The 25,475-nt window shown below is 63.2% G+C and carries 23 protein-coding genes, 2 tRNA genes and 1 pseudogene; 9 read left to right on the plus strand and 17 right to left on the minus strand.

The genetic code is table 11. From position 1 onward, the window contains the following. Nucleotides 1–40 precede the first annotated feature (40 nt). The 3 genes from QFZ29_RS17120 to QFZ29_RS17130 form a co-directional block, all read right to left on the minus strand. Nucleotides 41–1,270: an ABC transporter substrate-binding protein gene (locus QFZ29_RS17120; RefSeq protein ID WP_306895346.1), complete on the minus strand. Its 1,230-nt coding sequence runs from the start codon at nt 1,268–1,270 to the stop codon at nt 41–43. A gap of 161 nt (nt 1,271–1,431) precedes the next feature. After that, on the minus strand, nt 1,432–2,445 hold the full coding sequence (locus QFZ29_RS17125; RefSeq protein ID WP_306895348.1) for a LacI family DNA-binding transcriptional regulator: 1,014 nt from the start codon (nt 2,443–2,445) through the stop codon (nt 1,432–1,434). Nucleotides 2,446–2,581: 136 nt separating this feature from the next. Next, nucleotides 2,582–5,035, minus strand: a complete 2,454-nt coding sequence (locus tag QFZ29_RS17130; RefSeq protein ID WP_306895350.1) for a carbohydrate binding domain-containing protein — start codon at nt 5,033–5,035, stop codon at nt 2,582–2,584. Nucleotides 5,036–5,187: 152 nt separating this feature from the next. On the opposite strand from QFZ29_RS17130, the gene QFZ29_RS17135 reads away from it, so the two are divergent. Beyond that, nucleotides 5,188–6,726 carry an alpha-L-fucosidase gene (locus QFZ29_RS17135; RefSeq protein WP_306895353.1) on the plus strand — a complete coding sequence of 513 codons (1,539 nt, stop codon included), beginning with the start codon at nt 5,188–5,190 and terminating at the stop codon, nt 6,724–6,726. Between the two features lie 543 nt (nt 6,727–7,269). On the opposite strand, the gene QFZ29_RS17140 is transcribed toward QFZ29_RS17135, so the two are convergent. From QFZ29_RS17140 to QFZ29_RS17160, 5 genes are all read right to left on the minus strand, one after another. Continuing rightward, entirely contained in the window at nt 7,270–7,779 is a 510-nt protein-coding gene (locus QFZ29_RS17140) for a mycothiol transferase (protein WP_306895355.1), read from the minus strand. 535 nt (nt 7,780–8,314) lie between these two features. Beyond that, nucleotides 8,315–8,575 (minus strand): hypothetical protein, encoded by a 261-nt coding sequence (locus tag QFZ29_RS17145; protein ID WP_306895357.1) that lies wholly within the window; start codon nt 8,573–8,575, stop codon nt 8,315–8,317. 171 nt (nt 8,576–8,746) lie between these two features. Beyond that, on the minus strand, nt 8,747–9,166 hold the full coding sequence (locus QFZ29_RS17150; protein ID WP_306895359.1) for an SMI1/KNR4 family protein: 420 nt from the start codon (nt 9,164–9,166) through the stop codon (nt 8,747–8,749). Nucleotides 9,167–9,208: 42 nt separating this feature from the next. After that, entirely contained in the window at nt 9,209–9,505 is a 297-nt protein-coding gene (locus QFZ29_RS17155; protein ID WP_306895361.1) for a hypothetical protein, read from the minus strand. Nucleotides 9,506–9,814: 309 nt separating this feature from the next. Continuing rightward, complete coding sequence (locus QFZ29_RS17160) at nt 9,815–10,384, minus strand: hypothetical protein (protein WP_306895362.1); 570 nt, start codon at nt 10,382–10,384, stop codon at nt 9,815–9,817. A gap of 574 nt (nt 10,385–10,958) precedes the next feature. Between QFZ29_RS17160 and QFZ29_RS17165 the strand changes: the two genes are divergently transcribed. After that, a tRNA-Gly gene (locus QFZ29_RS17165) sits at nt 10,959–11,027 on the plus strand. Nucleotides 11,028–11,512: 485 nt separating this feature from the next. On the opposite strand, the gene QFZ29_RS17170 is transcribed toward QFZ29_RS17165, so the two are convergent. The 5 genes from QFZ29_RS17170 to QFZ29_RS17190 all read right to left on the minus strand — a co-directional run bounded on the left by QFZ29_RS17170 (nt 11,513) and on the right by QFZ29_RS17190 (nt 12,986). Further along, nucleotides 11,513–11,755: a hypothetical protein gene (locus QFZ29_RS17170; RefSeq protein WP_306895364.1), complete on the minus strand. Its 243-nt coding sequence runs from the start codon at nt 11,753–11,755 to the stop codon at nt 11,513–11,515. Nucleotides 11,756–11,816: 61 nt separating this feature from the next. Next, nucleotides 11,817–12,050, minus strand: a complete 234-nt coding sequence (locus QFZ29_RS17175) for a suppressor of fused domain protein (RefSeq protein WP_306895366.1) — start codon at nt 12,048–12,050, stop codon at nt 11,817–11,819. Between the two features lie 24 nt (nt 12,051–12,074). Beyond that, nucleotides 12,075–12,383 (minus strand): hypothetical protein, encoded by a 309-nt coding sequence (locus QFZ29_RS17180; protein ID WP_306895368.1) that lies wholly within the window; start codon nt 12,381–12,383, stop codon nt 12,075–12,077. 187 nt (nt 12,384–12,570) lie between these two features. Then, nucleotides 12,571–12,750, minus strand: a complete 180-nt coding sequence (locus QFZ29_RS17185; protein ID WP_306895370.1) for a hypothetical protein — start codon at nt 12,748–12,750, stop codon at nt 12,571–12,573. Next, nucleotides 12,750–12,986, minus strand: coding sequence for a hypothetical protein (locus QFZ29_RS17190; protein ID WP_306895372.1), 237 nt, complete (start codon nt 12,984–12,986; stop codon nt 12,750–12,752). The genes QFZ29_RS17185 and QFZ29_RS17190 overlap by 1 nt, the downstream gene beginning before the upstream one ends. Nucleotides 12,987–14,040: 1,054 nt before the next feature. Between QFZ29_RS17190 and QFZ29_RS17195 the strand changes: the two genes are divergently transcribed. Next, the gene (locus tag QFZ29_RS17195) at nt 14,041–14,556 is read left to right on the plus strand and encodes a hypothetical protein (protein ID WP_306895374.1); all 516 of its coding nucleotides are present in this window, start codon (nt 14,041–14,043) and stop codon (nt 14,554–14,556) included. Here the strand turns inward: QFZ29_RS17195 and QFZ29_RS17200 are convergent. After that, entirely contained in the window at nt 14,533–14,931 is a 399-nt protein-coding gene (locus tag QFZ29_RS17200) for a helix-turn-helix domain-containing protein (protein ID WP_306896788.1), read from the minus strand. The two genes, QFZ29_RS17195 and QFZ29_RS17200, sit on opposite strands and share 24 nt — an antisense overlap. 434 nt (nt 14,932–15,365) lie before the next feature. Here QFZ29_RS17200 and QFZ29_RS17205 point away from each other — a divergent pair. Continuing rightward, nucleotides 15,366–15,447: transfer RNA gene (locus QFZ29_RS17205), tRNA-Ser, on the plus strand. A gap of 850 nt (nt 15,448–16,297) precedes the next feature. Here QFZ29_RS17205 and QFZ29_RS17210 read toward each other — a convergent pair. Further along, nucleotides 16,298–18,049: an extracellular solute-binding protein gene (locus QFZ29_RS17210; protein ID WP_306895376.1), complete on the minus strand. Its 1,752-nt coding sequence runs from the start codon at nt 18,047–18,049 to the stop codon at nt 16,298–16,300. Nucleotides 18,050–18,338: 289 nt separating this feature from the next. Between QFZ29_RS17210 and QFZ29_RS17215 the strand changes: the two genes are divergently transcribed. Continuing rightward, a complete protein-coding gene (locus QFZ29_RS17215) occupies nt 18,339–19,193 on the plus strand; it encodes an acetylxylan esterase (RefSeq protein ID WP_306895378.1) in 855 nt (284 codons plus the stop codon). A gap of 88 nt (nt 19,194–19,281) precedes the next feature. On the opposite strand, the pseudogene QFZ29_RS20450 reads toward QFZ29_RS17215, so the two are convergent. Then, nucleotides 19,282–19,344, minus strand: a pseudogene (locus QFZ29_RS20450) (hypothetical protein); the annotation flags it as partial. A gap of 182 nt (nt 19,345–19,526) precedes the next feature. Continuing rightward, nucleotides 19,527–20,543 (minus strand): LacI family DNA-binding transcriptional regulator, encoded by a 1,017-nt coding sequence (locus tag QFZ29_RS17220; protein WP_306895379.1) that lies wholly within the window; start codon nt 20,541–20,543, stop codon nt 19,527–19,529. Between the two features lie 289 nt (nt 20,544–20,832). Here QFZ29_RS17220 and QFZ29_RS17225 point away from each other — a divergent pair, with 289 nt between their 5' ends. From QFZ29_RS17225 to QFZ29_RS17240, 4 genes are all read left to right on the plus strand, one after another. Beyond that, nucleotides 20,833–22,350 carry an alpha-N-arabinofuranosidase gene (locus tag QFZ29_RS17225; protein WP_306895380.1) on the plus strand — a complete coding sequence of 506 codons (1,518 nt, stop codon included), beginning with the start codon at nt 20,833–20,835 and terminating at the stop codon, nt 22,348–22,350. A gap of 85 nt (nt 22,351–22,435) precedes the next feature. After that, on the plus strand, nt 22,436–23,380 hold the full coding sequence (locus tag QFZ29_RS17230; RefSeq protein WP_306895381.1) for a nucleoside hydrolase: 945 nt from the start codon (nt 22,436–22,438) through the stop codon (nt 23,378–23,380). Nucleotides 23,381–23,454: 74 nt separating this feature from the next. Next, nucleotides 23,455–24,258 (plus strand): sugar phosphate isomerase/epimerase family protein, encoded by an 804-nt coding sequence (locus QFZ29_RS17235; RefSeq protein ID WP_306895383.1) that lies wholly within the window; start codon nt 23,455–23,457, stop codon nt 24,256–24,258. Beyond that, nucleotides 24,255–25,361, plus strand: a complete 1,107-nt coding sequence (locus QFZ29_RS17240; protein WP_306895385.1) for a Gfo/Idh/MocA family protein — start codon at nt 24,255–24,257, stop codon at nt 25,359–25,361. The genes QFZ29_RS17235 and QFZ29_RS17240 overlap by 4 nt, the downstream gene beginning before the upstream one ends. Nucleotides 25,362–25,475 lie beyond the last annotated feature (114 nt).

Raw genomic sequence — 25,475 nt, forward strand, 5'->3', positions numbered from 1 at the left:
GCAGGGGCCGAGCTGGATGGCGCTCGGCCCCCGCCGTTGCTCACTTCGTGGGCTTGAGCTTCTCGTCGAGGTTCTTGATCGTCTGATCGATACTCTGCTGACCGAGCCACAGGGCCTGGATCTGCTCCTGCAGTGTCTTCTCGCCCGCAGCGCTGAACCACGTGTTAGAAGGAAGGATGCGGTACCTTCCGTCGTTGACCGCTTCGACGAACTCCGTTGTCGCGGCTGAGGAGGGGCTGTCGCCGTTGGTGAAGGGCGACACTGCGTTCTCCGCCTGAAGGTAGAGCGACGCGTTCTCATTCTCAGACCAGAACTCGACGTACTTCTCTGCGGCCGTCTTGACACTCGACTTCGCGTTGACGCTGAACATCGTGCCCACGAACAGGTTCGCGTTCGAATCGTCCTGGTCGGTGGCCGGCCACGGGATGAACGAGTCGTCCAGTCCGGCCGCCGTGAACGTCGACTGGTTCCACGCACCCTGCACGTAGAAGGCGCTCTTGCCCGCCTGGAAGTCCGAGATGCCAGTGCTCCACTCATCGATACCGAGCTCGCTCTTGAAGTCGACGAACCCCTTCGACTGCAGATCCATCATCTGCTCCAGCGACGACTCCCACGAAGAGAACGACGCCTTTCCTTCAACGAAGTCCGCGTCGAACGACGGATTGTCCTGATAGACCAGGGTGGCAGCAATGGCATTGATCACCGCGTCCCCCGTCCACCCACCCTTGTTGGGCAAAGACAGCGGCGTGATGCCGGCGTCCTTCAACTTCTGGAGGTCCGCCTCGAACTCGGGCCACGTCACCGGGATCTCCTCGATCCCTGCCTCCTGAAGGAGGGTGTTGTTGGCGAAGAGCGAGATGCCAATCACCTCCATCGGCAGCGCATACGTCTTGCCGTCGTTCTCAATGAACGGCTTGATCTCCTTGCGCACACCGCTCACCCAAGGCTGGGAAGACAAGTCCTCAAGGTATCCAGACGATCCCCAGTCCTGAACCTTGGCCGAGTCGGTCATGAGGACATCGGCGGTGTTGCCAGCGAGAAGCTCCGACTGCACCCGCTGCGGATATCCGGCTGACGGGATGAATTCGTACTCGAGCGTGATGTCCGGGTTCGCCTTTTCGAAGGTGGCGTTGATCTCTTTCACGTTCGCTGGCTCAGCGTCCCCGCCCTTCCAGCCATAAACCTTCAGGACGGTCTTTCCGTCTTCTGTGCTGCCGCTGGTCGGCGCGCAGCCCGCGACAAGAAGGGTGGCTGCGGCGAGCACAGCCACCGCAACGAGGTGCCTCCGGCGTACTCGGGTGCCCCTAGCAGGAGCAATAGCCCCGCGAGCGTGGCTGGTGCTGTGATTCATGGCGTCCTCTCCATTGAGAATTTGTAGCGCTCCAAATGCGCGTAAGCTACAGGATGCGCACCCCTGATCGTTTTGTCAAGTCAGCGGGACAATCTGGTTGATTCGCGCGCGACGAGGTGGAACGGAACGGTGAGTTGCTCCGGCGGCGAGTCTGGGTCGGCGAGTTGCTTGGCAAGAAGTCGGACAGCCTCACGCGCCATCCACTCCTTGTCGATGAACATGGTCGACAGCGTAGGTGAGGCAAATCGGCCATCTTCAATGTCGTCGATTCCGATCACCGCGACGTCCTCCGGCACCCTCAGCCCGCGGCGCCGAAGCCCCGACATCGCCCCCAGAGCGAGCAAGTCGTTCGCGCAGAAAAGCCCGTCGAACTCGAGGCCCGCGTCGAGGAACTCATCGACAGAGCGAGCTCCGTCTTCGCGAGTCCAATCTCGAACCCCTCCAACGGGCCCGGCTTCGCGCAAGCCGGCCTCCTCTAGTGCCCGGTGGAAACCCGCCTCACGCTCCGAGACTACAAACGGGTCACCGAACGTCTTGTCGCCGATCATCACCAGTCGCGAGCGACCCTGATCCAACAGGTGCTTGGTGGCAGCATGCGAGATCGCCACTGAATCAATCCCGACGCGATCGACGGACGACAACTTCGATCGCTCGCCCAACAGAACGAGCGGGGCGCGACCACGCCTCAACTCGATCTCCTCGTCCTCGATCACCGAGGGGCTGAAGATGAGACCGTCGGCAGAGCCCAGGTTCCACGAGTCTGCAGCTTCTCGTTCGCGCTCCAACAGGTTGTCGGTCTGCTGAACGATCAGACGCATCCCCACGTCGCCTGCTGCGGCCACCGCAGCTCGCGCCAACTCGGCGAAGTAGGGCTGCGCAAAATTGGGGATCGCAAGACTCACAAGACCCGTCCGCCCCGAAACGAGGTTCTGACCGATTGCCTGCGGCCGGTAGCCAAGCTTTTCGATCGCAGCGTTGACGCGCTGGCGCATTGACTCCCGAACGTGCGGATGGTTCCGGATCACGTTCGAAACGCTGCTCTTCGAGACCTGCGCCTCGGCGGCGACGTCTTCGAGTGTTACTTGCCGACCCATTGCATCCTTCGATCCTCAGCCCACCGCGCGGAGGGCCCCTCGCGGCACCTCATTTGGAGCGTACCAAACACACGAGCCGCGCGCGGAAGGTGGCCGTGTCGGTGAGTTGCCGACACGACCACCGTGAGGGGATGACCTAGCCCACGGCCGTCACGGCGAGGTCATCGCACGCCCCCGCAGCTGATCCAGTGTTCTTATAGCAGTAGACGGTCGCCTGTGTGCTGGCAGTGCCCGTGGTGAACACCACCGCGGCGGGGGCGTATGCCGCCCCGGCCACCTGATGGAACGACTCGGCGGCACCGAAGGACTTGACGCCGAGGGCGATCTGCTCGCCCAACGCGGCATGGAGCCACCCGGTGAGGACGTAGGTCGTGCCGGGCTGGAGTCCGCTGATCGTCTGCTGCACCCCACTGTTCGCCGCTCCGGTTGTGAGCCCGAACGACCCACTGTGGGCAGCTGACGCCGTCACACTGACGGCGACCGGCGAGGACAGGCCCCAGGGTGATCGGGAACCCGTCTCGAAGCCCCCGTTCGCCACCAGGCTCGCGGGGTTCGTCAACTTGACGATGCTGAAGTCGTCGCAGAAGCCCGGGCCGGTCCCGGCGTTCTTGTAGCAGTAGACCGTCGCGGTCGTGTTGGTGGATCCGGTCGTGAACGCCACCGTATTGAGCGCCCACGCAGAGTCGGTCGATTTACTGTAGGTCTCCGTTCCGCCGTAGTTCTTGACCCCGATCGCGAGCTGCTCGCCGACGACACCCACCTTGACCCATGCCGAGAGGAGGTACGTGGTCGACGGAGTGAGCCCGCTGACGACGTTCTCGACTCCGCTGTTCGCGTTCCCGGTCTGCACGGCAGAGGTGCCGTTGAACCGCGTACTGGTCGTCAGCGACGATCCTGACCCACTGAGCGTCCAGGGCGCAAGGGCCCCCGAATCAAAGCTGCCATTCGGAACCAGATTCGTGGTGGCGGTCTCATAGGCACCGATACTGGGGACCGCCGCAATCGGGTTGCCGGCGAAATCCCGGCCGCCGTTGGAGGCAATGGGCGCACCAGCGCCCAAGGCCGGCGACGATTCGCGCGGCTGATAGGCCGCCGCACCGACCGAGGCCTGGGTCGCGGACTGCAGCGGACCGACCACCTGTGGCGACAGGTAGATCGTCCCCGTCGTCGGCTCATTGAAGTTGCGCGGCCCATACAGCAGGTTGTTGGCGAAGACGGAACCAGTCGTCTGGAGGTAGCCCTTGGATCCGAAGTTCAGCACCAGATTGTTTCGGAACTTGTAGGAACCGGACTGCGTGGTGCCGGATCGCGTTCCAACCACCGACGTCGGCTGTCCGGAAGAGATGTAAATCGTGTTGTTGTAGATGTCGGGAAGTGGCGCCGCTGAGCCAGGCCGGTTGGGAATAGGCCCGGAAAAGTCGAACACATTGTGAGCTCGGTTGAAGGTAGTGTGGTTCGGGCAGCCGGCCGTGTTCGTGTCGTCTTCGCTCACGTTGTACCGGACGACCGTTCCATCGCTCGCCAGTGCAGAGCGGGGCTCTTCGGTCCAGCCCGAGATCTTCGGCATCATCATCAGAAAACCGCCCGAGTTGTTGCGCGAGTAGTTGTACTGGATCGTCGTATTGTGGTTGCCCCAGTCAACGTCGAACGCCATACCGTCCTGCTTGTTAATTGTGCATGCCACGGTGTTGTTCTGGATCGTCGTGTCGTCGCTGCCTGCCACCCAGATCGAAGCTGCTGCCGTATTGCAGATATTTCCCGACGGTGGGCATCCGGTCGTTGCTTTGGACCCGCCATACGCCGCATCGTTGCCGTCGATGAGCGCGCCGGCGCCGTGGACCACCAGGATATCGTCGCCACCCGAGTACCGGATGTTGTTGTTCAGGATGCGAACGTTCGTGGTCTGCCCAACGCCGTCACCGTTGCCTTCTGGTGTGACAGCAATCGCGATGCGGTCGACGTGGTCGAAGGTGTTGTTGGCGATCGTGATGTCGTTCCAGGTGGAGATGGGCGTGGTGTGGTCGGTCTGGATACCGACTCCCGCGTTCGACGAATACCAGCCGCCCGACCATCCAGAGATATTGCGAACCGTCATGTTGGTGATGGAAATGCCGGAGAGCGTCGTCCCCGACGAATTCTCGACGAGGACTCCCGACCTGAACGCGGGAGAAGCCGCGGCATTGCGAACCTCGAGACCCGAAAGCTCCCACTGCTGGACATTCAGGAGCTTGATCACCGCACCCACCACGCCGTTGCCGTCGATGACCGGCTTGGCGCCAGATCCATAGCTCGTGATGACGGCGGGGCTGCCTGCCGCCCCCGACCCGGAGGGTGTGAGCTGACCAACGCAGGTCGTTCCCGCCTTGAACAGGACGCGCTCGCCCGGCCCGAACTGCATGGAATTCACCGGTGCAAGGGAATTCCACGGACTCGCCTGAGTCCCCAGGCCATTCGCGCTCGCGGAGCAATCAACGAAATGATCTGATCCCGCGGCGTTTGCCACCCCGGCGTTGCCTTGTACCGTCACCGCGAGGACCGCGGCGGCGAGGAGCGCGAGCAGGCCTCGCTGATGTTTCGGTCTAGTCAGCATGGGAATCCATTCTCCTTTGAACGGTCATTTCTTGGAGCGCTCCAAGTACGGATACACTGTTCCGCAGAGCGCCCATGCTGTCAACTGCCATCCAGGTCGACTTCTGGTCGACACGACCTCGATTTCGATGATGGCCGCGAGAAGGATCCACAATGACGTTGCCCTTGATCAACCCTGACGACCTCCCCGATCCGGTCGACGTTTCTGATAACACCGCAGCCTTGGCCGGCGTGAAGCAGGTCATCGACGCGGGACCTTTCGACTCGACCTGGGAGTCGCTTCAGGGCTACCGGGCACCGCTGTGGTACCAGGACGGGAAGTTCGGGATCTTCCTCCACTGGGGGGTCTTCTCCGTTCCCGCCTTTGGCGACGAGTGGTATTCCCGCTCCATGTACCTCGAAGGGACGAAGGCATTCGAGCATCACGTCAAGACATACGGACCGCAGAACGCGTTCGGCTACAAGGACTTCATCCCGAGCTTCACCATGGACAAGTTCCAGCCCGACGACTGGGCCGCCCTGTTCAAGGAGGCCGGCGCGCAGTTCGTAGTTCCGGTGGCTGAGCATCACGACGGATTCGCCCTATACGACACCCATCGTTCGCGGTGGAGCGTGACGAACATGGGCCCACGCCAGGACATCTTCCGTAAGCTCGGCGACGCGGTCGATCATGCGTGGATGGTTGTCGGCGCGTCGAGTCATCGCGCAGAGCACTGGTTCTTCATGAACGGGGGGAGCCGGTTCGACTCCGACGTTCGCGATCCCGCCTACGCAGACTTCTACGGTCCGGCCCAGCGTGAAGAGATCGCGCCGAATGAGCGCTTCCTCGAGGACTGGCTTCTGAGATGCGTCGAAATCGTCGACAAGTACCGACCGCAGATCTTCTACTTCGATTGGTGGATCGAGTCGGCCGCCTTTGAGCCGTATCTGCGTCGCTTCGCGGCGTACTACTACAACCGGGCCGCCGAGTGGGGCCGTGAGGTCGTCATCAACTTCAAGTGGGACTCCTTCGCGCCCGGAAGCGCCGTCTACGACATCGAACGCGGCGCCATGGGCGGCATCCGCGATGTCGTGTGGCAGAACGACACCTCGGTGTCGCGCACCTCCTGGAGCTGGGTCGAGGGACACGACTACAAGGGCGCCCACGAACTGATTGCCGAGCTGGCCGACACCGTGTCGAAGAACGGCGTGCTCCTGCTGAACGTCGGCCCGAAGCCGGACGGCACCATCCCGGAGGAGGAACGTCGACTTCTCCAATCCATCGGCGAATGGCTGACCCGGAACGGCGAGGCCATCTACGGCAGTCGGCCGTGGATCATTCCCGGGGAGGGCCCGACGGAGGTCACCGCCGGCTCGTTCGTCGACAGCTCCTCGCCCGAATACACCGCCGCGGATATCCGCTTCACGACACGGACCCACGTCACCGGCGACTACGTGTACGCGACATTGCTTGCATATCCGCTGGACGGAATCGCCAGAATCCGATCGTTTGGAAGCGGCGCCGGGCTCCTTAACCGAGGAATCCGGGAGGTTCGAGTCCTCGGTTCTGCCGAAGACGTTGCTTGGCAGCGATCCGCTGAGTCGCTTGATGTGACGTTGCCGGCCCAATCGGCGACGGCAGCGGGTCCGGTCGTGCGGCTCTACCTCGAAGACGAGGCTCGGCCACCCCGTCACGACTTCTTGCACGGATGAAAAGGATCAGCGGGGTCGAGGCCAGACGTTCGTGAACGGTTCGTAGTCACTTAATAGTCACAATTTCGGCATCACGTTGGTTCATCTGAGTTCACACCTCCCCGTGATTCCGGGGCTTGTGAGCTTGGGTGAAGCCCAGTGAATCACTACTGGATATCTTCAGCTTCCCAAGCTGATAGCGCGGGTTCGATTCCCGTCATCCGCTCTGATGCGAAAGCCCTGATCAGGTGCGTTTTCTGGCGACCTGAGGCGCTACTGCTTGTCGTTGCGTTGACGGACTTCCTGAGGAACCGCAGTCACGATGTCGCGACCGAACACGTTCCCACTTCTCGTCAGGGATTTCATCGCCTGCGAGGCCCGCGACTTTCGATTGCAAACCACCCTTGTAGTCACTTAATAGTCACAAATTCCGTGCACGGCCCCCACGAGCGTCCGACTGAAGCACTGAGGGATCCGCTTGCGGACGTCCGCCGGCGGACGCTTCACGCGACCGCGCTAAGGGTCACGCCATAGTGCGCCGCCCTTGATCACCCAGGGCGCCAGTCAACGCCGGAGATCGCCGAGCGCGGCGAACCGAAGCATGTGCGCTTGACCGCTGTGCAGCGTGTATTCGTGCAAGATCTTGATCAGCGTGTAGCCGAGTGGTCGACCGTGTCCGAGACCGGGAGCGTCATAAGTCGGCAGCGCCGCGATGGCAGCATCCGCTCGGCTCACCTCGGCGAAATAGCCCTGCAGGTCGTCCTTGAAGGTGGCGGCGCTACCGCCGGCGTAGTCGTCCTCACCGTAGTATTCGGTTTGCTCGCCGCCGCCCAGACCCCAGACGAGATGGACGTGCTCCATCTGCCGCATGTGGCGCACGAGGCCGAGTACAGACAGTTGTACTGGCGGCACGGACCACTCCACCAGCTGGTCGACGCTGAGGTCGCGCAGCTTCCGCAGAAACTCGTGACGCTGATACGCCAACCAGGCGAGGAGATCCTCCCTGGGGTCGCCCGTCGGCTCGGGCTGGTCGGCACGGGCGAAATCCAATGAGTCGAAAGAATGGTTGGTCACGGCGGTAGTCTGCCCGACATGTCACTCAGGAAAGGAGCGCCGCCCTTCAAGGAGGTACGTCAAGCACGGCGCCGGCAGAACCATACGCGCATGCCTCGCGTCCACAACAGGATCCGCCTACGGGATTACGTAGCGACCGGCTACGGTCAACCACCCGGTCGAATCATGCAGCGCCCACCGCAGATCACTCATCGCACCGGATTCTGGGCCAATATGACTCCATGGAGCGTTCGACTCTGAGGGCGCGTGAGCTTCTGACCGTGCGCGGGCTGGCCTGAGCGTGGCGACGCCAGTGGTCGGCTCGTGGCTTCCCGAACACCAGGAGCACGCCTTCTTCACCTCCGCCCACATCGACGGCATAATCAACAACCTCTCCGCCGCCTTGGAGCCTGGCACCGGAGAGCCACTCAATTGCGTTGTCACGAAGTGTCCGGCCGGCCGGGGTCAACCACCGTGCCCGAAGCTCCTTCTGTGTCATTGCGTCAAGGGTCCTGTCCCGCCTCCGAATGCTTGCGAAAACGTCCGTCAAACGCTTTCATCCGAATCGATGCTCCTGTGCATCAGACGCCGTTCGATAAAGCTCGCCCCAGCCAATCACCTGCAGTTCTTCGGCAGTCACGCGGTCGGTATCGGGATTCCAGGTCTCGCGCGGAAGAGCGATAAACACGAAGCAGGGAAACTCTTCAATTCGTCCAATGTCAGCGCCTTCAAAACGCGTCGTGAGGATAACCGACGTGAGGTCATCGCCAGACCCAAATTCCTGCCCCGGCACGCCGGGCGAGAGGTGAACGAGCATCCCCGGCTTGCTATCGCCAACCGTAATGGGCCGAATAAATCGACACGTTCGTACGGGGACGAATCGTTCACTCTCCAGCGAACTCAGATACAAGGTGGGGCCAGCATTTTTCATTTCAGAACTCCGGGTTGACGCCGCTGACGCGGGTGATATTGATGGCGCCATTTAGCATTAATGGGGAGGCAGGTCGTCGCGAAGCCAGGCCGTCCAGAAGGACGTGAGATCCGGCGAGAGAAACGTGTGCTCGGCGTCGATCTCTGACCAGTAGCTGACGGTCCCATCTCGGTGGACACAGAATGGATTTCCTGTGCCGTCGTCGCCGAACGCGATAGCGCCGCGCTCTCCAGCGGAACCGCTGTTCCGCTCCAGCAGGTCACCCAGGGGCCAGATGACGTGCCAAAGTCCGGATCGATCGAACACGCCATCGGTGTGCAGATACAGCTGTCGCAATTGGGGAGGAAAGCTGGTGGCGAGCTCCACCTCAGCAGCGATCACTTCAGCGTCGGTCGCGGCCGGCCGCGTCGACAGCTCGGGACGCTCGAGCAGAACAGCCCACGCCACTCCGTCGGATCGGCTCTGCTCGTCGTTCATGCGATCACTCTCCGCCCATAGCATGGCGCCCGATCGATCCCTCTAAGCCGAATGGCCGAGAGCTTTGAGTAGGTCACTTAACCACACAAGCTCGAACGTGGTGGTGGACTCGATGTCCTGGGTGCGGTGGAGGTTCGTCCACGATTCGGTGAGCTGACCAATAGTTGGCGACGGCGGGTCGTTCGTCACATCATAGATTTCAGGAAACGGGAGCGAATAGAAGTAGTCCTCCTGCAGCGTTACGGACTTGCCCCGGGTCTGCTCCAGATGTGTGATCAAACGGTCGAACACCTCGCGAAGTTCCCCGGTGTCGATCTTCAGTCCGCTCCACGAATCCATGTGCCAAAACTAGTGCGCTACAGCGCCCGCTCCGTGAGCGCACCGCACCCTGCCCGATGGTCCATCCCTTTGCGCGCGTGCGCGTATGGGCCGCCTGGTTACGAATGGGGCAGGCTTGATTCACCGAGCCCACGCAGCGTCGTCTCCCTCGCTCACGCGGACGAGCAGGGACGAGTCCGACTTCGAAGCTGCCCCATCCAGTGAGGATGCCCTCGCCGGGCGCTGAAGCAAAGACTAAGGATGCCTGATCGCGATCCCTGAGCGGATCACTCAGGATTCGCCGTGAGTTGCCTCCGCTCCTCCGACTGCCTAGTCGATGAACCGGAACGTCTCAGCGAACGTCGGGGCCGGCTCGCCAGTCGGGACGAACACGTTCAGGATGACCTGGGTGTTGCCGTGCATCGCAACCGTGAACCAGATGTCATTGCCGTCCTTCGCAATCATGCCGGTCAACGCTGGCTCGCCGTCGAGCGTGATCTCGGTTCGTTCGCGCAACTCCGAATTGGGGAGGTTGGCGACCATCCCCTCGAGACTTGCGTCGAGGATGGTGGCTCCGGCCGCAGCGACGATATCGGCGGGGAACTCGGCTGTTGCAGCGACGTGCGCTCCGGAGTCGTTCGACCATGCCGCCGTGATCTGCTCGACCTCGAGGTCGCCGATCGGGATGACCGCGCTAGTCACCTCCGGCTCTCCCGGGAAGGTGATCTCATACCCGCCGGCGGCTGAGGTGTAGACATGACCGCCGACCTGTGCCGGCTCGCCGAGATCAGCCGATTCGAAAGTACTGAGCAACGCGCTGGTCGCCCACCACGACCCCACCGCGATGAGCAAGCCCACAACGATGAGCACGGCAAGGGGCGGACGACGCTTCTTCGCCAACTCGGCAGGGATAGTCGCCTCAGCCTGAGGCGACATTGAATCGGTTGCGCTGTCGAGCCCCCCTTCGGCGATGGCCTCACTGCTGTCCGGGACTACGCCGCCCTCATTATTCAACTGCGAACTCCTCGTTGCGAGTCTCACGACGAGGCGCGTTATGCGTCGTCACACGGGCGGGCTGCCGCACGCCGAGAGCAGCATGGCGTGCGCACCCCAACGGTGTCAAATTGACGCCAACGCAACCTCTCATCTGGGCAATCGAGTCGCCGATCGCCAAGGCTGGCGCCGCCCTCAGCGCTTTCAATGCGCACGCCGATGGATCCCCACGCCAATTCCTCCAGCCCCACTGAGGGATCCCCTATCGGGCACCTACCATAACCGCCGGAGGGTCTCTTGCCTCCCAACAGATAGATTGCTTCACGATGCGCCAGCCACGCCACGAATCGATCAGCGGGGTCGAGGCCACACGGTCTTGAACGGTTCGTAGTCACTTAATAGTCACAATTTCGGCATCACCTTGGTTCACTCGAGTTCACACTTCCCCGTGATTCCGGGGCTCGTGAGCCAGAGTGAAGCCGAGTGAACCACTACTGGATATCTTCAGCTTCCCAAGCTGATAGCGCGGGTTCGATTCCCGTCATCCTCTCTGATCAGGGGTTTTAGTCCCTTCGCTCGGACTGATTTCGTGGCAATCCGATGGCCTTGTCTCCACTTATTCGCCAGTTCGTTCTCAAACTCAAAGGCCGAAACAGCTCGTTTTGCAGCTGAGGTGCCGCCAACGAAGCGCGTCGAGGTGCGCGAGAACCGCTCCATTCCCCGACACGAGATCGCCGTTCGGGCTCGCTCAGGCCATCTCGCCATTTCTCAGCCGATCAGGCCGACTCCGATCGAGATCGCACCGACGAGGACTGCGCCGACGGCGACAGCCACAATGGCAGGACGGCCAGGAACCCATGGACCGCCGGGCCGAGCGCTTTCTTCGTCCGAATCTCGCAAGGCTAGGCGAGCGTATCTCCTCGCGAGCCATCCCTTCACAGCGTTGAGACGCAACAGTAGAACTCCGCCGATGACGATGTCCAAGACGCCGATCCCGACGATGAGGATATTGCTCAACTCCAACTGGGCACCCGACTACCCACCCCAAGTGAGGACGCCCAAGCCCGACAATACGAGCCCCGCGCCAAGGAGAATAAACCCGACGCTCACGAGCAGCGTGTTGCCCGGCGTCGCGTTACGGGCGGAATCTTCAGCCAATTTGCCGAAAAAAGCACGTTGTGAATCCTGGCTGATTCTCGATACTGCCTGCCGGTAAACGACGAGCACAGTGCCGATGATTATCGCCGCGCAGCCCCCAATAACTTGCCCGATATTCACACTCTTCCTAGCTCCTTCCGTGTCATTGCGTGAATAGCCCTGTCCGTCTCCGAATAGCGTTCTACGGCTGAACCGCGGCGCGACTGAAGTCGATCAGATCCGGGGCTTGTTCCACGAGCACGTCCTCAAAACGCTCCCAACCGTGTGCCTTGACATACTCCGCCTCGCTCGTCGTAATTGGCACAAGCCAGGCGATGACCACATCGTGGCCAGCTTCCCGAACCGTGGCGAACTCGTCAGGAAAGTAGACCGGTGCCGTCACGTACAGCGCGCTGGTAGTCGCCCCGGGAAACATGTGCCCGCGCGGTCCGAGGACGTCTCAGCGCAGATACGCCATGTGAGTTCGAAGCGCGGCGCTGCCGGCGTCGTGGAGAAGGGAAGCAACTACGTCGCGGCTGATGTCATCGGGGGCGAGCAATAGCAACTCCTGCCTGATCGAACGACCAGACGCACGAGATGTCAGTCCGTGCTTGCCGAGACCGAGCGTTGCGTACGCAGTCGAGCCAGGGCCGGATCCGTGTTTGAAGCGCACGATCTGAAATGGCATGCGATCGCCAGCTGGATCAAGCGCCCACCCCTCCTGAATCGGGCCGAGCACCGACTCGAGGTGACTCACAAGGCCGTCCACGTTACTACCCGAATCTGCCATCATCACTGCCCCAGCGTCGGTTGCACCACAAGCCGTTTGTCGGAAGAACGAGCCCGCCATCCGGACGGCCGACTAGACACTCGCCCGAGCGTAGTCCGATCCTCGCAACGCGTCATCGAGCGCATCACGCAATGCATGGCGTTCGAGGCGTTGTAGTCGGAAAGAATCATCTATTAGTTGCCGTGATGACGATGTTGTTCTCGGTGATCACCTGGACGGTGCCGCTCGTGAACGACAGACGAGTCTCTCCATCGGGGCCCTCGACTGCGAGCCCCTTTGAACTTCCCAAGACATCTTCGATGAACTTCGAGATGCCGGCCCAGGATCCCGGCACGCAGGGCTGCATCACTCGCTCCGCGGCGGGAGGCCCGCACGGATCTTCGCGACGGACGCGAGCCAGTCATCCCAAGCGGCAGAGTCGGTCGGTCCGCCATCGGCCTCGATTCCGGTGTCACCGATCAGAGTCAGCAGATCATCGCCGGCGCGCTGCGCAAACTGCCAGATGAAGTCAGTCATCGCAAGGAAGGCTTCCCTGGTCGAAATCAGGTCAGCGTCCGAGTTGCGGCTATCGGGGGATAACATTGGGGCCTCCGTTCGTGATCTCGCCAGTTCGCACCTCGGCCCACACCTGAGTCCCGTCCGGCTATGTCTTGAAGTACTTAGCGATTGATTGGCCGTCCTTGAGCGTGACTGAGCTCATAGCGCCGCGCGTACCACCCGAACGCCGCCGCCGAACCAAACGCCGCAATTGCCGCGGCCCAGAGCGGAGGAGCTTCGAACTCGATGCACCACCAGAAGACATACCCGATCGCGATTCCGCCCAATGCAGCTGGCACGGCCAACGCAAGGACTCGCCATCCCCCACTCAACCTCAATTCCATGCGCCTGAGAAGGACAATGGCGACGACGACAATCTCCGCGACAATAAAGAACGCCGCCCAGTACAGGGGAGACGCAAAGACGGCCCACATGGCGTTTGCAGGGTTACGGGAGATGAAAACCCCGACCACTCCAAGTGTCAACCCGCCAGCGAACAAAGCACCAAAGTAGCTGTACGCTCCGAGGGTCTTCCAACGCAATGACCGGACAATCATCGTTCACCGCCAGAGTACTTCACCACTGCTTGCCGAAGGTTGGCTGCCTGAGTCGCCGGACACAAGCGACACCCCGCCGCCAGCCACGACCTCAACTGAGAACCTTCCGTTCCGCACAACACTGGCGCAGAACCCGCACCCGCGACCGCGCGCGGGCGTTTCGGGAACGAAACTTATCCCACTCAGCTGGGGGACAAAGACACGCAGTGGCTCGACTGTATGCGCACGTCTGGCTAGAACGAATACCCCATAACGGGGGCCGTGGATGCGTAACGTCTGAGGCATCGCTCGCGTGCGTCTCGGTACTCGACAGTTCCGCTCTCGCGCTTCGTTCGGCTGGAGAACCTCCGGGCCGACGCAAACATGAGTTCCGAGTACGCATCGATCGATGAGACGACGCGCGAGCATGTCGAGCGCGAATCGCGGCACAAGCGTTGGTTCTCCGACCGATGCCTCGGACTTCGGAGTGTCCGGAACGCTCTGCCCACTCGGTACTCCCGGGAAGACAGGATGTCGCACGGAGTAGATAGGTTCAGATCGTTATGACACCAGACCGTCGCGCGCGAAAGCAGGCCAAGCCGAAGAAGTCAGTCGGCGTGCCGCCCGCGCCGACGATCCGTTCAAGCGACGATGCGCACGACGTGGTGTTCTTCCAGCGGCATCCTGCGGACGATCCGCGCCGGCCGGCGCCCGGATACGCCCAGCTCCGTTCTTGGCCGTTCGGTGTCAGGTCGCAGGCGATGGCGGTTCTGGCTGCGGTCGCTGCGGCGCCACCGAAGCGTTTCTCGGGCGGTGGTTACTGGGAAGCGATGCACGGGGAGATGACCGGGTGGCACGAGATCCGGGTCGATGGCCCAGGCCGGACCCACCACCGACTTTTCTGCCTTCTCGATTACGAAGCCATCGGGAAGGAGAAGCCGCTACTCGTGGTCATCGACGGCCGCGTGAAACCCTTCATGACCGAGTTGGCGTCCGACGACTACGCTGAGGTCCGCATGCTCGGCAAAGAGTACTGGTCGCGCAACCCCAGGTCGCTATACGAGCGCAGGAGCTCCTAGACGCTCGACCAAGGCTCGCGCATCCTCGACCTCACCCTCGAGCAACGGACGAGTCGTCGCTTCACGATCCTCATCCGGCATCGGCTCCAGAGTGAGTCGCATACCAAGCGCCGCCGCGAGCTCAGCAACCGTCCCGATCGTCGGGTTCGATCGGTTCCCATGCGCGAACAGCCGCCGAAGTGCCGACGGGTCCGCGTTGATCGCCCGCGCGAGCGCAGCCTTGCTGAGCCCGGCACCTTCCCGAGCGTCATCAAGGGCGTTTACGATCGCATCCGTCGTAGCGATGCGCACCCAGTGTGTGACATAACTACGCACGAACTCCGGGTCCTTAAGGTCTTCCTGGAGGTCTTCCCAGAAAACATCTTCGGCGGCCATCACCACCACATCCTTTCTCACATCACTGCACTAAGAATGCACCCAGCGTTGCATTTATGCAACATGGATAACCATCCGGATCCGACAGGCATTCCCCGGATCCGGCAACCCGGGTGCTGTGCTCGCCGGCATTGCGATGCTGATCCAAACGGGCTCCTCGCGCTCTGAACGGTTGCGAGCTCATCGGACTGCTTTATGTACTCAGCGCCCGGCGCCGACGTCGCGATTCTCGTGCTCACGGGCGCGCCGTCCTGAGCTCTAGATGCCGATCAAACCCGTGGCAGTAAGTAGGCCGACATTTGTGTCGTGTCCGAACAGACGCTAGACAAATCGCAGCTCCGAGCGCGGTCCGAAGTCTCCGCTTAATCGCCAAAAATTGGAGTTCACCTTGCTTCACAGGAACTCACGGAGCCGCGAAATCTAGCGAGAATGAGGCGCCGTGAACCGCTGTGAACCACCACTTGACAACTTCAGCTTCCCAAGCTGATAGCGCGGGTTCGATTCCCGTCATCCGCTCTTTGTGAATATTGCCTGATCAGAACTTATTTCTGGCTCAATATCGACACTCGTGAATTCGACTTCTTTTGTCGCGTCACGGTCAACTCACGGTAAATGATTCAGTTTGTTTTCGTGAGCAAGCCACGCTCAACTCCGTCGAGCGGCCTTTGGTGGACACCGAACGACGCCACGTGCAGCTCCTGCGGCTCACATCACGCCCGCGTTCGCGCCCGCACCGGGCGATGATGAGCTCGGGCCCTACCACTCCCTACACCTTGGCGCCCCGCCCCACGCGAACCGCGGGCAGGGAAGCAGAGTCTGAATGGAATGCAGGCCGAACTACCTTGACGAACGCGTGTGCCGCGCAGCCGGTGCTGTCACCGAACCCGTAACCGATGGTGCGGTCTGGCAGGGTGCCCTGGGTGAGCCGGCCCGCCGCGTCGAACGTGTACCCGGAAGGCGAGTCGGTTTGCTCACCGCACGGAAGAGTCGTCTCGTTCCACCCCCTTGAGGGACTGTCCAGTAAAGGAGCCGGAGCTCTCCACAGAAAGGTGGCCGGCGCCGGTTGCGATCTCACTGTGTGGAGAGCTGGATCAACTGCGGCTAGGTGATCGTTCGGTTACCTGGATTCGAAGGTCCGGCTCGCAGCTGCGATCTTCGAACTCAAGGTGGGTATGGTAATCGTCATTCCTCGTATTCCCGGCTGTGAGTGGGCCGGGGAGGCGAGGAACTCAACCGTCCGGCGCAGGTCATCAGGCGTCTTCGCACCTCATCGCCTGTAGCATCCGCCGCGCAGCACTCGCGCCGCGCACGCAAGCACCCCCGGGCGCATGCACGATGCCCGGGGGTGCTCCGTCACGCGGATCGGTCAGCCGAATTCTTCAGCGACCTTCTCGCGGTCCGCGTTGCGCTCCTTGGCGCGCTCCAGGTCGACCTCGAGGACCTCGTCGTACCCCAGCCCCTTGGCCTCTGCCTGCATGTCGGCCTTCAGCTGGTCGAATTCGGCGTCGCTGCCGGCGAACACCATCTTCCACGAGTACTGGACGATCACCGGCTCGACCTGCTTGCGCAGGGTCTGGATCTCCGAGGAGTCCGTCGGCGTGGTGTAGCTGGCGCCGGTCGCGACGAGCAGCTGGTCGTTGTCCTTCAGGTAGTCCATCGTGGTCGGCGCCCCGCCCATCTTGGCCTTCCAGTCCGCCGAGAGCGGCGTCTCCACGAGCGCCTGATACGTCGGCCAGCTCCTGTAGCTGAAGGGCATGCCGGTCTCCTTGTCGATGTCGGCCGGGAGCACAGTCGACACGTTCAGCTGAGATCCCCCGTCGACGAAGCTGCCACCGCCCCACTCGGCCGGAACCTCGGCATCGCCCTCGATGAAGACCTTCCTGCCGAACTCGGTCAGCGCGGGCTGGCCGGAGTCATCCAGCTCCCAGGTGAGACCCTTCGGACCTGCGGCCGCCATGACCTTACCGTCGTTGGCGTAGCGCCCCTCCGGCGAGTACAGCCAATCGATGAACGCGGCGATCCGCTCGGGGTCCTTCGCCTTCGAGCCGATCGCCAAAGTCTGCGCTCCGCCGTATATCTCGGCACCGAAAGACAGCACGTTCATATCCTTGAGCGGGGCGATCTGGAAGCCCTTGCCGGCCTGGGTGTTGGCATCGGTGTTGTACGCGGACTGTCCGAGCCACGGCCACCAGGAGAACAGCACCTGCCCGTTCTGGAACTTCGAGAACATGGTGTCGTAGTTCTGCGTCGTCGACTCGGGGTCGATGAGTCCGAGCTTGTTGGCCTCGTGGTAGAACTTCAGCGCGCGCAGGTACTCGCTGTCGTCATCGAGCATCGCCTGGTAGTCCGAGCCGTCCGGCTTGGCTGCCGCGAAGCCCTGCCCCTCGTAGCCGTAGAACGCGGGCGGCTGCCCCGCCGTGACCATCCCGTTGCCGTCCCAGTCCTTGAACAGGGAGATGGCATATACCTTGGCGCCGTTGGGGGCGGTGGGCTCGAGGTCCTGCATGTCCTTCAACACCGGAAGGAGGTCCTCGAGGGTGTTCAGCTCCGGGTAGCCGAGCTGCTTGTAGAGGTCCCAGCGAAGATACGGCCCGAACGTCGGGTCGACCCCCCCATCGGGTTCGGTGGGCTTGATCGACGACATCATCGTCGGGAAGGCGAAGACGCCGTCCTTGCCGTCGTTGAGATGCGTGACCGCGGTGTCGAACTTCTCGACGTTCTCCATCGCAGGGTAGAACGGCGCGTTGTCCAACACCAGGCCGCCTTGGACGAGCTCGTCGAGCTTCTTCCCCTTGCTGATGACGATGAGGTCACCGAGATTGCCGGCCGAGACGCGGGTGTTGTAGAGCGTGTCGCCGCCGCCGGCGACATTCTGGGCGATGAAGTTCAGCTTCATGTTGAACTTCTTCTTCACGAGGTCGCCGAACCAGCCCTCCTGACTGCCCATGTAATTCGCGACCTCGTCGAAGACATCGATCGTGATCTCCTCATCCCACTTGTCGGGGAACTCGGAGATGGTGGCGCGTTCGGCCTCTGGCGCGCCGCCGATGCACGAGGTCAGCAGGCCGACCATCGCCAGAGCGGACGCAATCGCGACCGCCTTCTTTGGGAGCTTCATTGCTTTCCTTTCAGATTGTGCCCGGAGGCGGTCAGCCCTTGACCGCGCCGAGCATGATGCCCGGCGGTGGTGGTGAGCGCGATGCGCCTACCGACGCAGGCCGCCAGGCGTGAGAGTGCATGCGCCCATGAATCCGGTCCCGATGATCGCCACGCGCAGTGTCGTCGCCATTGATCTCATCCTTCGCCGTTGATGGAGTGTGTGCGGATTGCATGAAACTCTGCCAGTCGGGGTGGCGGAAGGCGCAAAATTTGCGCAAAATAGGCAGATGCCCGCATCTAGTCGAGTCATGCTCGCGCGCGTGGCCGAGGATGCCGGCGTCAGCGTCTCGACCGTGTCGCGTGCCCTGCGCGGCCGCGGCGACATGGCGCCGGATACGCGGTCACGGGTGCTGCGCTCGGCCCAGACAGTCGGCTACACCTTCGCCGGCGAGTCGCGGGGGCGCCCGCGCCGGGGGACCTCCTCTCTCGTCTTCGACCTCGTGCTGTCGCATTTCCACGGCCCGTACACCGATGAGGTCACTGCCGGTGCACGCACAGCGGCTGCGCAATTGGGATACGACCTGGTGCTCACGGCCGAGCGCGAGGACCCCGACGTGGCCGAGCCCGCGGATCTCGACGACTTCTGGGCGTGCACCCTCACCGAATCGAGGGCTCTTGCCAGCGCGCCGCAGGCGCGGCCGGTGGCCACTCCGATCACTCAGCTGATCGTGGAGGACCTCACTTCTAGCGGCCACGGCGGCGAACCGATCCGCGCCTGGGTCGCCCGGCCGCACTCGGATTCCCCGCTGCCGACGGTCCTCGAGTACATCGGATACAACGGCGGCCGGGGCGTCCTGGGCGAGCGTCTGCAGTGGACAGCGGCAGGCTACGTGCACGTGCTGATGGGCACCCGGGGCCAGGGCAGCGGATGGGGCACCGGAGGCGACACTCCCGATCCGCACGGCTCGGACGGCTCGGTTCCCGGGTTCATGACCCGCGGCATCCGCAGCCGGGAGACCTACTTCGGGTCCCGCGGATCACGGTCCCCGTCACCGGGTCCAGTTCCCACAGCAGCGGCACCTGGTAGCGGTGCAGCACCCAGCCCGCGGTCGACGCCTGCATCCCGAGTTCGCTCGCGATGCACGCCGGTCTCCGACGAGTGAGATGCCGCAGGATCCGCAGTCGCGTCTCCACGCACGGCCCCGTCCGGTTCGGGTGTGAGTGAGTGACGCTCGAACGGTCGACGAGGCCGGCAACGCCCTGATCGCGGAACCGGCGCCACCACCGCCACGCCGTCGTGCGGGAGGTACCCATCTCCGCCGCAACATGCACGCCTGGACCCGAGGCATCGGACCATGATCAACCTGCCAGCCGGAGTCAGCCGGGCATCAGCGTGAGACACGAGACCTCCGTACGAACGAGCGGCAGAACAACTAGACAGCTCCAACTCGATACCGGAGATCTCCTAAGTCAACGAATGATTCGGGGCAGTACCTCTAGGCCCTGGCAGCCCTGATCACGGTCGGGAACGTCGCCCTTGTCGAGCCGCGCGCGATGAGCTCTGTCGGGAGTTCGATGACCTCATCGCCGAGTTCCGCACCCGCCACCGCCCCGGCGAGAGTGTGCACCGCCGCTGCCGCCATCTCTCTGATCGGCTGGCGGATGGTCGTCAACGAAGGATGCAGCCACCGGGCCCCGCGCACATCGTCGAAGCCGATGACGAGAACATCTCCGGGAATCGTCAACCCCGCTTCGGCGATGCCCCGGTAGGCGCCAGCCGCCATCTCGTCCGAGCATGCGAACAGGCCGATCGGCCCCTCCCCTGGAAGTTCGGACAGCGCCCTCGCACACGAGCGCCAGGCGTCCATCGCGCTCCAATCAGCATCCGCGCGCACACTGGGCGCACCGGGGACGATTCGCGTCAGCGCTTCGAGAAACCCTTCCACCCGACCGCGACCGTACCGGTAGGACGGCGTAGCGCCGATGACGATGAAGCGTCGGGCCCCGTTGTCGATCAAATGCTCGGCGGCCGCCTTCCCGCCCACGCGGTCTGTGGTGCGCACGCTCGGCAGTCTCATCGGCGGTTCCGATGACGGCTCGAGCAGCACGACCGGGATTCCCGCCCGGCGCATCACCGCCATCTGCGCTGCGGTGGGAACGATCAGCCCGAGGATCACCCCGGCCGTGCCACGCGAGCGGATCCGCTGGGGCCAGTCATCATCGGGGTCCTCGCGCTCGGCCGTGAGCACCAGGTCGTATCCCAATTGCGCAGCCGCTGTGCGTGCACCGGCAGTGACCTCATCGGTGTACGGGCCGTGGAAATGCGACAGCACGAGGTCGAAGACGAGAGAGGAGGTCCCCCGGCGCGGGCGCCCCCGCGACTCGCCGGCGAAGGTGTAGCCGACTGTCTGGGCCGAGCGCAGCACCCGTGACCGCGTATCCGGCGCCATGTCGCCGCGGCCGCGCAGGGCACGCGACACGGTCGAGACGCTGACGCCGGCATCCTCGGCCACGCGCGCGAGCGTGACTCGACTAGATGCGGGCATCTGCCTATTTTGCGCAAATTTTGCGCCTTCCGCCACCCCGACTGGCAGAGTTTCATGCAATCCGCACACACTCCATCAACGGCGAAGGATGAGATCAATGGCGACGACACTGCGCGTGGCGATCATCGGGACCGGATTCATGGGCGCATGCACTCTCACGCCTGGCGGCCTGCGTCGGTAGGCGCATCGCGCTCACCACCACCGCCGAGCGCCCGACGCTCGTTCCGTTCACGAATGAAAAGAATTGGAGGATGCGATGACCGCATCTGCGCGCGCCATCATCGATCTCGATGTGACGGGCCATCACATCAGCCGTCACCTGTACGGGCACTTCGCCGAGCACCTCGGCCGCTGCATCTACGACGGGTTCTGGGTCGGCGAGGATTCGACGATCCCGAACGAGCGCGGCATCCGGCTCGACATCGTCGAGGCACTGCGCGCCCTGGACATTCCCAACCTCCGGTGGCCCGGCGGATGCTTCGCCGACACCTACCACTGGCGCGACGGTATCGGCCCGCGCGAGAGCCGCCCGAGGATCGCCAACACGAACTGGGGCGACGTCGTCGAGAACAACCACTTCGGCACGCACGAGTTCATGGACCTGTGCGACCTGCTCGGCGCCGACGCCTATGTCAACGGCAACGTCGGCAGCGGCACCGTGCAGGAGATGGCGGAGTGGGTCGAGTACCTCACCCGCGGTGACGACAGTCCGATGGCGCAGCTTCGCCGCGAGAACGGCCGCGACGAACCCTGGCTGGTTCCGTTCTGGGGGCTGGGCAACGAGGCGTGGGGCTGCGGGGGCAACATGTCGGCCGCGCACTATGCGGAGGAGGCGCGGCGGTACGCCACCTTCTGCCACAATCACGGCGAGAACAGACTCGTCCGCATCGCGGCGGGCGCCCACGAGGACGACCTCGAGTGGACCCGCGTGCTGATGAAGACCCTGATGGAGTGCCACGGCTGCACCCTCTGGGGGAGCCTGCCCTACCAGGCCGTCTCGTTCCACTACTACTCGCACTCCGGATCCGGCGCCAACACCGAAGAGGCGGCATCCTTCAGCGATGCGCAGTACTACGAGACGATGGCCCACGTCGCCGACATCGATCGCGTCATCCGCGGGCACATCGCCGTCATGGACTCCTACGATCCGCACAACCGGGTGGGCCTGGTCTGCGACGAGTGGGGCACCTGGTGGAGCGCCGAGGAGGGGACGAATCCCGGATTCCTGTTCCAGCAGAACACGGTCAGAGACGCCCTCGTGGCCGGATTGCACTTCGACATCTTCCACCGTCATGCGCGTCGGCTGACGATGGCCAACATCGCCCAGACCGTGAACGTGCTGCAGGCGATGATCCTCACCGACGGCGAGCAGATGGTCCTCACCCCGACGTACCACGTCTTCGAGATGAACAAGGGCCATCAGGATGCGCAGCAGCTCGTCGCGCATCTGCTTGAGGGCCCGGTGCGGGGCGTGCGCGGCGAGGATCTGCCGCTCGTCTCGATGTCGGCATCCACCAAGGACGGGAAAGCTCTGCTCTCACTCACGCACCTCTCCGCCGACGTGGACTGCGAGCTGAGCATCGACCTGCGCGGCCGCGGAGCGGCGCTCACTCGCGCCAGGGTGCTCACCGGCGAGAGCACTACAGACTTCAACGACACCGACCGGCCGGGCCGTGTCGCGCCGCGGCCGCTGGAGGCACGACTGGAAGGCGGCACCCTGACCGTGACGTTGCCGCCGCACTCCTTCGCGACGATCGAGCTGACACTCGCCTGACCCGGTCCGCCGGGGCGGCCGTCTCCTTCACCCCTGGAGCCGGCCGCCTCCGCAGACCACCCTGACCCGCCACATAGGAATCACCATGACCCGACACAGACTGATCATCAACACTGATGCGAAGAACGAGGCAGACGACCAGTTCGCCATCGTTCAGGGCCTGCTGTCCGACTCCCTCGACATCCGCGGGATCATCCCTGCACACTTCGGTGACCGCCGTACGTCGAACAGCAGGCAGGACTCCCGCGAAGAAGTGGACCTCCTTCTTGCTTACCTCGGGATGAACGGAGACATTGTCGTCGCAAATGGCGCTGACGCCGCCTTGCCGGACGAACGCACGCCACGCCCGTCCGCAGGCTCGCGACTCATCATCGACGAGGCCTTCGCCACAGACGAACGTCTCTACGTCGCATTCCTCGGTCCCCTCACCGACATGGCCTCCGCGATCTTGGAGGAGCCGACTCTCCAGGATCGTGATGTCGTTGTGGTGTGGATCGGTGGACCGCCGTACGGCGGCACAGTCCCTGAGTACTCGCACGAGTTCAACCTGTCGAACGACGTGCACGCAGCTAACGTCGTTTTCGCATCATCGCTAATGATCTGGCAGATTCCGATCAATGTGTACACGATGGTCGGCGTGGGCTACGCCGAGCTCGAGGAGCGGGTGCGGCCGTGTGGACCGCTTGGCGAGTACTTGACGCAGTATCTCATTGACTTCAACGCAGAACACCAGCCGGGGCTCGAACTGCGCACCCTTGGCGACAGTCCAGCGATCGGGGTGGTCATGAACCCGAGTGGAGCGATTTGGCGGGACTACCCCCGGCCGAGATTCACCCCTGACTGCCGCATGATCGAACCACACCTCGCTTCCGCCCCGGTTCTCCTCGGTACCGGAATCCGATATCTCAGTAGCGATGTGGCCAATCGGACTGTCCGGGTCTGCGAGTCCCTAGACACGAGGTGGCTCTTGGAGGACATGTTCCACAAGCTCGCGCGGTTCGCTCGTCTCGGTGAGAAGCCGGCACGTTGATGTCCGCCCGCTCGCAGTCTCTTTTCAACGATCTTCCCGAATTGCGTTTCCACCCACCAGCAAGGAGCAACGTCATGCCTTCGTCACCGTCCGTCCAGCTGTATACCGTCAGGGACGCGATCGCGAACGACCTCACGGCCACGATCGCCCGACTCGCGGAAATCGGGTTCACCCGCGTCGAGCCGTACGCCTTCGCTGAGCGTACGGATGAGCTGGCGCGCGCATTCGCCGCGGCCGGCGTGACCGCACCCTCCGGCCATGCCACTGTCATCGATGCAGAAGACCCCGCCCTGGTCTTCGACGCTGCGGAGCAGCTCGGGATCGAGTCGGTCATCGATCCGTTCGTGCCCAGTGAGAGGTGGCAGACCGCCGATGATGCATTCCGACTCGCGGACCGCGTCAATGAACTCGCCTCGCTTGCGGGGGAGCGCAATCTCCGCTTCGGGTACCACAACCACCAGTGGGAGTTCGCGAACAAGGACCAGGGACGATCGGTCTACTCGTTCTTCGTCGAGCGGCTCTCGCCCGACGTGATCCTGGAGCTCGACACGTTCTGGTCGACCGTCGGTGGCGAGGACACGCCTGCGCTCCTGCGAGCCCTCGCTGATCGTGTGAAGTTTCTGCACGTCAAGGATGGAATCGTGAACGGCGACATCGCCACCGCCCTTCCCAGCAGCGAAAGCGCGCTCGACGTACCCGACGCTCTGGCCGCGGCGTTCAAGGAACAGACCCCCGCCGGTCAGGGCAACGTCGACGTAGCGGCGATCCTCGCCGCCGCACCGGACGCCATCCGCGTTGTCGAATTCGACGACTACGCACACGACATCTTCGAAGGTGTCGCGGAGTCGCTCGCCTGGCTGCAGGAGAACGACAAGTGAGCGGCACGGGACCCGTCGGCGTCGGCATCATCGGCGCCGGCGTCATCAGCAACACCTATCTCGAGAACATGACGAGCTTCCCCGACCTTCGGGTGCTGTTCGTCGCTGACCTCGACCTCGATAGGGCGCGCACCCAGGCGGAGGCGTACAACGTCCCATCCCACGGCACCGTAGATGAGCTGCTTGCGATCGACGAGATCGAGATCGTCGTCAATCTGACGATCCCCAGAGTTCATGTGGAGGTCGACCGGCGGATCATCGCGGCCGGAAAGAGCGTGTGGAGTGAGAAGCCGCTCGCGCTCGACCGAGACGCGGCATCGGACCTGCTTGCCGAAGCAGCGGCGGCCGGACTCCGGGTGGCCTGCGCGCCCGACACCGTCCTGGGAGCGGGGATCCAGACGGCGATGCGTGCGATCGCCCGCGGTGACATCGGTGAGCCGCTGACCGCGACGACGATGTTCCACGTTCCTGGCCCGGAGCTGTGGCACCCCAATCCTGACTTCCTGTATGCGATCGGTGCCGGTCCGCTGCTGGATATAGGGCCGTACTACCTCACGGCTCTGGTCCATGCATTCGGCGCGGTCGATCAGATATCCGCGGTGTCCTCCCGATCCCACGACCGCCGGATCATCGGCAGCGGTCCCCGGCAGGGGGAGCAGTTCCCGGTCGAGGTGCCCACCCATCACGCAGCACTGGTCAGCTTCGAATCGGGACAGTCCGCACAGACGACCTTCAGCTTCCAGAACGCGCTGTCCCGCGCGGGAATGGTGGAGATCAGTGGAACGGAGGGCACCCTGGTGCTTCCCGACCCGAACACCTTCGAGGGCGACAGCACGCTCTATCGTTTCGGCTCGGAGGTGCCGCAGGTCATCACGGCCACCGGTTCATTCCATGGCCGTGGCTCCGGCGTCGTCGACCTCGCTCGAGCCTTGCGCGGTGGGCCTACCGAAACGGCCAGCGGTACACTCGCGAGTCATGTTCTCGACACGCTCCTCGCGATCGCCGACTCCGCTGAGCGCCGTGAGGGGGTAGAGGTGACTTCAACCGTGGAGAAGCCAACGCCGTTCGCGGAGTCGTGGGATCCAGCCGAATCCACCCTCTGACCCGGTGCCATCCTCAGCGGCAAGGAATCCCCCAAAGCGTCCTTCGAATGACGGCGGCGCGACCGGGACCAAGTTCGCGAGCCCCGGCACCGTTGATGCATAGACGTATTTCAA

This window comes from Agromyces albus, from assembly GCF_030815405.1.
Classification (GTDB): Bacteria; Actinomycetota; Actinomycetes; order Actinomycetales; family Microbacteriaceae; genus Agromyces; species Agromyces albus_A.

Bases quoted from the DNA above. Each gene is read 5' to 3' on its own strand.
- QFZ29_RS17125 (WP_306895348.1), bottom strand. From the start codon at position 2,445: ATGGGTCGGCAAGTAACACTCGAAGACGTCGCCGCCGAGGCGCAGGTC.
- QFZ29_RS17130 (WP_306895350.1), bottom strand. From the start codon at position 5,035: ATGCTGACTAGACCGAAACATCAGCGAGGCCTGCTCGCGCTCCTCGCC.
- QFZ29_RS17135 (WP_306895353.1), top strand. From the start codon at position 5,188: ATGACGTTGCCCTTGATCAACCCTGACGACCTCCCCGATCCGGTCGAC.
- QFZ29_RS17145 (WP_306895357.1), bottom strand. From the start codon at position 8,575: ATGCTCGTTCACCTCTCGCCCGGCGTGCCGGGGCAGGAATTTGGGTCT.
- QFZ29_RS17150 (WP_306895359.1), bottom strand. From the start codon at position 9,166: ATGAACGACGAGCAGAGCCGATCCGACGGAGTGGCGTGGGCTGTTCTG.
- QFZ29_RS17155 (WP_306895361.1), bottom strand. From the start codon at position 9,505: ATGGATTCGTGGAGCGGACTGAAGATCGACACCGGGGAACTTCGCGAG.
- QFZ29_RS17175 (WP_306895366.1), bottom strand. From the start codon at position 12,050: ATGTTTCCCGGGGCGACTACCAGCGCGCTGTACGTGACGGCACCGGTC.
- QFZ29_RS17185 (WP_306895370.1), bottom strand. From the start codon at position 12,750: ATGCAGCCCTGCGTGCCGGGATCCTGGGCCGGCATCTCGAAGTTCATC.
- QFZ29_RS17190 (WP_306895372.1), bottom strand. From the start codon at position 12,986: ATGTTATCCCCCGATAGCCGCAACTCGGACGCTGACCTGATTTCGACC.
- QFZ29_RS17195 (WP_306895374.1), top strand. From the start codon at position 14,041: ATGACACCAGACCGTCGCGCGCGAAAGCAGGCCAAGCCGAAGAAGTCA.
- QFZ29_RS17200 (WP_306896788.1), bottom strand. From the start codon at position 14,931: ATGGCCGCCGAAGATGTTTTCTGGGAAGACCTCCAGGAAGACCTTAAG.
- QFZ29_RS17210 (WP_306895376.1), bottom strand. From the start codon at position 18,049: ATGAAGCTCCCAAAGAAGGCGGTCGCGATTGCGTCCGCTCTGGCGATG.
- QFZ29_RS17215 (WP_306895378.1), top strand. From the start codon at position 18,339: ATGCTCGCGCGCGTGGCCGAGGATGCCGGCGTCAGCGTCTCGACCGTG.
- QFZ29_RS17225 (WP_306895380.1), top strand. From the start codon at position 20,833: ATGACCGCATCTGCGCGCGCCATCATCGATCTCGATGTGACGGGCCAT.
- QFZ29_RS17230 (WP_306895381.1), top strand. From the start codon at position 22,436: ATGACCCGACACAGACTGATCATCAACACTGATGCGAAGAACGAGGCA.
- QFZ29_RS17235 (WP_306895383.1), top strand. From the start codon at position 23,455: ATGCCTTCGTCACCGTCCGTCCAGCTGTATACCGTCAGGGACGCGATC.